Origin of the sequence: Caulobacter sp. CCH9-E1, from assembly GCF_001556515.1 — a bacterium.
Classification (GTDB): Bacteria; Pseudomonadota; Alphaproteobacteria; order Caulobacterales; family Caulobacteraceae; genus Caulobacter.
Genome location: NZ_LSJA01000388.1, coordinates 1 through 4,566, shown reverse-complemented (window position 1 = coordinate 4,566; position 4,566 = coordinate 1). Strand labels below are relative to the sequence as shown.

The following is a 4,566-nucleotide window of genomic DNA, read 5'->3' as shown; positions in this document are numbered from 1 at the left end:
ATCCGCGACCAAGCCGACTGGAGACCCGCCTGAACTCAACACGGTTGCTCCCCCGTCAGGGGGAGGATTGAAGGCGCTAGCCCGCCTCGTACGCCGCCCGCAGCGCGGCGATGTCGATCTTCTTCATGCCCATCATCGCCTGAAACGCCCGGCCGGCGGCGGCGCGATCCGGGCTGGTGGTCATCTCGATCAGCTGGCGGGGCGTGACCTGCCAGGACAGGCCGAACCGGTCCTTCAGCCAGCCGCATTGCGACTCCGCCCCGCCATCGGCGGTCAGGGCGTTCCAATAGTGGTCGACCTCGTCCTGGCCGTCGCAGTCGATGACGAACGAGAAGGCCTCGTCGAGCTTGAACATCGGGCCGGCGTTCAGGGCGACGATCTTCTGGCCGTCCAGCTCGAAGGTCACGGTCATCACCTTGCCAGGCTTGCCGCCGCCGGGCGCCTCGCCCGGATAGTAGGAGACGTCGTTGATCCGCGAGTTCGGGAACACCGACACGTAGAGATTGGCGGCTTCCTCGGCCTGGGTGTCGAACCACAGGAACGGGGTGATCTTCGGCATGGCGTCCTCCATCGTCATGACCCAAGGACGGTCGGGTGAGCCCCGTTCCGACAGGGCTCGGAAATTCCAGCGCGCGCCGATTGACTGTCGCGACGGGAAGATTGCCTGATCCTCCAGATCGAGCGGGACGGTCCTGCGACGCGCGGGTCCAGACCCTATCTGCGGAGCGCCGGCGACAGCCGCCTGACGAAGGAGCATCCCATGAAGACGCGTAAACTCGGCGACGGCCTCGAGGTGTCGGCCATCGGTCTCGGCTGCATGGGGATGGGCCAGGTGTACGGCACGGCGCTGGAGACGGCCGACGCCCACAAGCTGCTGGCCCGCGCGGTCGAGCTGGGCGTGACCTTCTTCGACACCGCCGAGGTCTATGGCCCCTACGCCAACGAGGTGCTGGTCGGCGAAGGTCTCAAGCCCTTCCGCGACAAGGTGGTGATCGCCACCAAGTTCGGCTTCGACATCGCGCCGGAGGGAACGGGCGAGGGCTTCTCGCGCATGCGCGGGACCAACAGCCGCCCCGAGCACATCCGCGCCGTGGCCGAGGCTTCGCTAAAGCGCCTGGGCGTCGAGGTGATCGACCTCTTCTACCAGCATCGCGTCGATCCGAACGTGCCGATCGAGGACGTGGCCGGGACGGTCAAGGACCTGATCGCCGAGGGCAAGGTCAAGCACTTCGGCCTGTCCGAAGCCGGCGCGGCCACGATCCGCAAGGCCCACGCGGTCCAGCCCGTGGCCGCCCTGCAGAGCGAATATTCGCTGTGGTTCCGCGAGTTGGAGGCTGAGATCCTGCCGACCCTGCGCGAGCTGGGCGTTGGCCTCGTGCCCTACAGCCCGCTGGGCCGCGGCTTCCTGACCGGGGCGATGAAGACCGATCTGGCCGACAACGACTTCCGCCGCAACCTGCCGCGCTTCCAGGGCGAGGCCCTGGCCAAGAACCTGTCCCTGGTCGAGGCGCTGACGCAGATCGCCGCCGAGAAGGGCGCGACGCCGGCCCAGCTGGCGCTCGCCTGGATCCTGCATCAGGGCGAGCACATCGCCCCGATCCCCGGCACCACCAAGGCCGCGCGGCTGGAGGAGAACCTCGGGGCGGTCGATTTGTCTCTGTCCGATGACGACCTGGCCCGCATCGCCGCCGCCGTGCCGGAAACGGCGGTCGAGGGCGAGCGGTATACCAAGGCCGGCCTGGCGATGGTCGGGCGCTAGGAACCCCTCTCCCCCTGCGGGAGAGGGTGGCCGCCGGAGGCGGTCGGGTGAGGGGTCGCGCTCTGCTGTCCGGACACGATCTTCAACCCCTCATCCGGCCCTGCGGGCCACCTTCTCCCGCAAGGGGAGAAGGGAACGGTCGCGCAGCTTGAGCATTTCTCCGCCATGCTCTCGCTCATCCTCGACCTCTGCAACATCTTCGGCGGCTTCCTGCTGGCCATCGGCCTGCTGGTGCTGGCTCCGCGCATCGGCGACGATTTCGAACGGTTCGCGGCGCGGCTGGCGCGGTTCCGCTGGATCGTCGGGATCGCCGCCCTGGTCTGTGGCGGCTATTTCCTGATCGTCCACCTGACCAGCGGCCCGCACGTCTTCCACTTCGAGGTCGTCGGCGTCGCGGTCGGCGTGCTGCTTCTGTGGGAACGGCTCCGCGTCGGCCGGGCCTTGCCCGACAGCGCCGCGCGCGGCCCGGGCCTGCTGCTGGCGGTGTTCGGCGTGATCGCCATGATCGTCGGCGTGCAGGGCCTGTTCACGCCCGGCTGACGTCGCGCTTGATCGCCGCCGCAACCTAAGCCCACAATCCTCGCCATGGCCGACAATCCGCTTCGCACGCTCGATACCTTCGAACTCCTGAAGCTGGGCAAGGCGTCGGTGACGGTCGGCGGGCTGGCGGCGGGGGTGCTGATCGTCGGGGCGGCGCTGGTCGCCGCGCGACTGACCTCGGCGGGCTTCGTGCGGCTGCGCGAGCGGGCGGCGGGCGGCGCCGCCTCGCTGTACGCCGTCGAGAAGGTCTCGACCTACGGATTAGTCGTGATCGGCGTGGTGGTCGGCCTGTCGACCATGGGCGTCGACCTGACCTCCCTGACCGTGTTCGCCGGCGCCCTGGGCGTCGGGGTGGGCCTTGGCCTGCAGGGCGTCATCAAGGACTTCGCCTCGGGCGTTTCCCTGGTGTTCGAGCGGCTGGTGGCGGTGGGCGACTTCGTCGAGCTCCCCAACGGCGGCCGGGGGGTGGTCCACGCGATCGGCGCGCGCGCCACCCGCATCCGCACCAACGACAGCACCGACATCATCGTGCCGAACTCGGTGCTGGTGAACGACCAGGTGATCAACTGGACCCTGCGCGGCACCAACCGCCGCATTCGCGTGCCGTTCGTCACCGCCTTCGGCGCCGACAAGGACAAGGTGCGCGAGGCGGTGCTGAAGGCCGCCAGGGCCGCGCCATTCACCTCGCCCGACGACGCCACGCGCCGGGCCCAGGTCTGGCTGGTCGGCTATGGCGATCACGCCCTGAAGTTCGAGCTGATCGTCTGGCCAACCGTTGAGGCCGTCCGGCGTCCGGCGGCGATCTTCGCGGCCTATACCTGGCTGATCGACGACGCCCTGCGCGGGGCCGGGGTCGAGATCCCCTATCCCCAGCGCGATATCCGGGTCCGAGGCCTGTTCGGCGAGGAGGGGGAGGACGCGCTCACCAGCCTGCGGCTCGAACCAGCCCGCCGTCGCAAGGCCAAGGCGGCGCGCCAGGCCTCGAGCAACGACGCCGCCGCCGACCTTGAGCGCGAGGATCCGGAAGAGGCGCCGCCACCGTCATCCCGACCTGAACGCTGATCATCTTGACGCGCCTGCTGCGCCGCCGCATGGTCTTCGCAATTGCGAAATGACCGCCCAGGAGGGCGGCGCGACAACACGGGGAGTGACCGGCATGAAGACGCCGCGCGGCTTTTTCAAACCCTTGGCGATCGGCGCGCCGACGCCCTATCGCGAGCTGCCCGCGCGCGTGGAGCGGATGATCCACTTCGTGCCGCCGCACCTGGAAAAGGTGCGCGCCAAGCTTCCCGAGATCGCTCCGACGGTCGACGTCATCCTGGCGAACCTCGAAGACGCCATTCCCGCCGACGCCAAGGGCGCGGCGCTGGCGGGCCTGGTGGCGATGTCGCGCGAGATCGACTTCAAGGCGTTGGGCGTCGGCTTCTGGACGCGGATCAACTGCCTGAACTCGCCCTGGCACCTGGATGAGGTCGCCACGATCGTCGAGAAGGCCGGCGACAAGATCGACGTGATCATGGTGCCCAAGGTCGAGGGGCCCTGGGACATCTTCTACATGGACCAGCTCTTGGCCTCGCTGGAGGCCAAGCACGGCGTCACCCGGCCGATCCTGCTGCACGCGATCCTGGAAACGGCCGAGGGCGTGATGAACGTCGAGGCGATCGCCGCGGCCAGCCCGCGCATGCAGGGTATCAGCCTGGGCCCCGCCGACCTCGCCGCCAGCCGGGCGATGAAGACGACGCGCGTGGGCGGTGGTCACCCGGGCTATCGGGTGATCGAGGACCCGCACGCGGATGGTTCGGCCCGCGTCTCGGTCCAGCAGGACCTCTGGCACTACACCTTCGCCAAGATGGTCGACGCCTGCGCGGCGCATGGGATCAAGCCGTTCTACGGTCCGTTCGGCGCCATCGACGACCCGGTCGCCTGCGAGCAGCAGTTCCGCAACGCCTTCCTGATGGGCTGCGCCGGCGCCTGGAGCCTGCATCCCAGCCAGATCGCCATCGCCAAGCAGGTCTTCAGTCCCGACCCCGCCGAGGTCGCCTTCGCCAAGAAGATTCTCGAGGCCATGCCCGACGGCACCGGCGTGGCGATGATCGACGGCAAGATGCAGGACGACGCCACCTGGAAACAGGCCAAGGTGATGGTCGACTGCGCCAAGCAGATCGCGGCGAAGGATGCGGAGTATAAGGCGCTGTATGGGTTTTAGAGTCTAGAAGATGCTCCCCCGCGATGCGGGGGAGCTGTCGCGGAGCGACTGAGGGGGCTAA

The 4,566-nt window shown here is 68.6% G+C and carries 5 protein-coding genes; 4 read left to right on the top strand and 1 reads right to left on the bottom strand.

Annotated features, from left to right (window positions below; translation table 11 throughout):
• Window positions 1-76: 76 nt before the first annotated feature.
• Window positions 77-559 (bottom strand): VOC family protein, encoded by a 483-nt coding sequence (locus AX690_RS21790; protein WP_082769810.1) that lies wholly within the window; start codon window positions 557-559, stop codon window positions 77-79.
• Between the two features lie 201 nt (window positions 560-760).
• On the opposite strand from AX690_RS21790, the gene AX690_RS21785 reads away from it, so the two are divergent.
• The 4 genes from AX690_RS21785 (at window position 761) to AX690_RS21770 (ending at window position 4,505) form a co-directional block, all read left to right on the top strand.
• Complete coding sequence (locus AX690_RS21785; protein ID WP_066730567.1) at window positions 761-1,759, top strand: aldo/keto reductase; 999 nt, start codon at window positions 761-763, stop codon at window positions 1,757-1,759.
• Window positions 1,760-1,924: 165 nt separating this feature from the next.
• Entirely contained in the window at window positions 1,925-2,299 is a 375-nt protein-coding gene (locus tag AX690_RS21780; RefSeq protein WP_066730566.1) for a hypothetical protein, read from the top strand.
• A gap of 45 nt (window positions 2,300-2,344) precedes the next feature.
• Window positions 2,345-3,361: a mechanosensitive ion channel family protein gene (locus AX690_RS21775; protein ID WP_066730565.1), complete on the top strand. Its 1,017-nt coding sequence runs from the start codon at window positions 2,345-2,347 to the stop codon at window positions 3,359-3,361.
• Between the two features lie 85 nt (window positions 3,362-3,446).
• Entirely contained in the window at window positions 3,447-4,505 is a 1,059-nt protein-coding gene (locus tag AX690_RS21770) for a CoA ester lyase (protein ID WP_082769809.1), read from the top strand.
• The last annotated feature ends 61 nt before the right edge of the window (window positions 4,506-4,566 follow it).

Bases quoted from the DNA above. Each gene is read 5' to 3' on its own strand.
- AX690_RS21785 (WP_066730567.1), top strand. From the start codon at position 761: ATGAAGACGCGTAAACTCGGCGACGGCCTCGAGGTGTCGGCCATCGGT.
- AX690_RS21780 (WP_066730566.1), top strand. From the start codon at position 1,925: ATGCTCTCGCTCATCCTCGACCTCTGCAACATCTTCGGCGGCTTCCTG.
- AX690_RS21775 (WP_066730565.1), top strand. From the start codon at position 2,345: ATGGCCGACAATCCGCTTCGCACGCTCGATACCTTCGAACTCCTGAAG.
- AX690_RS21790 (WP_082769810.1), bottom strand. From the start codon at position 559: ATGCCGAAGATCACCCCGTTCCTGTGGTTCGACACCCAGGCCGAGGAA.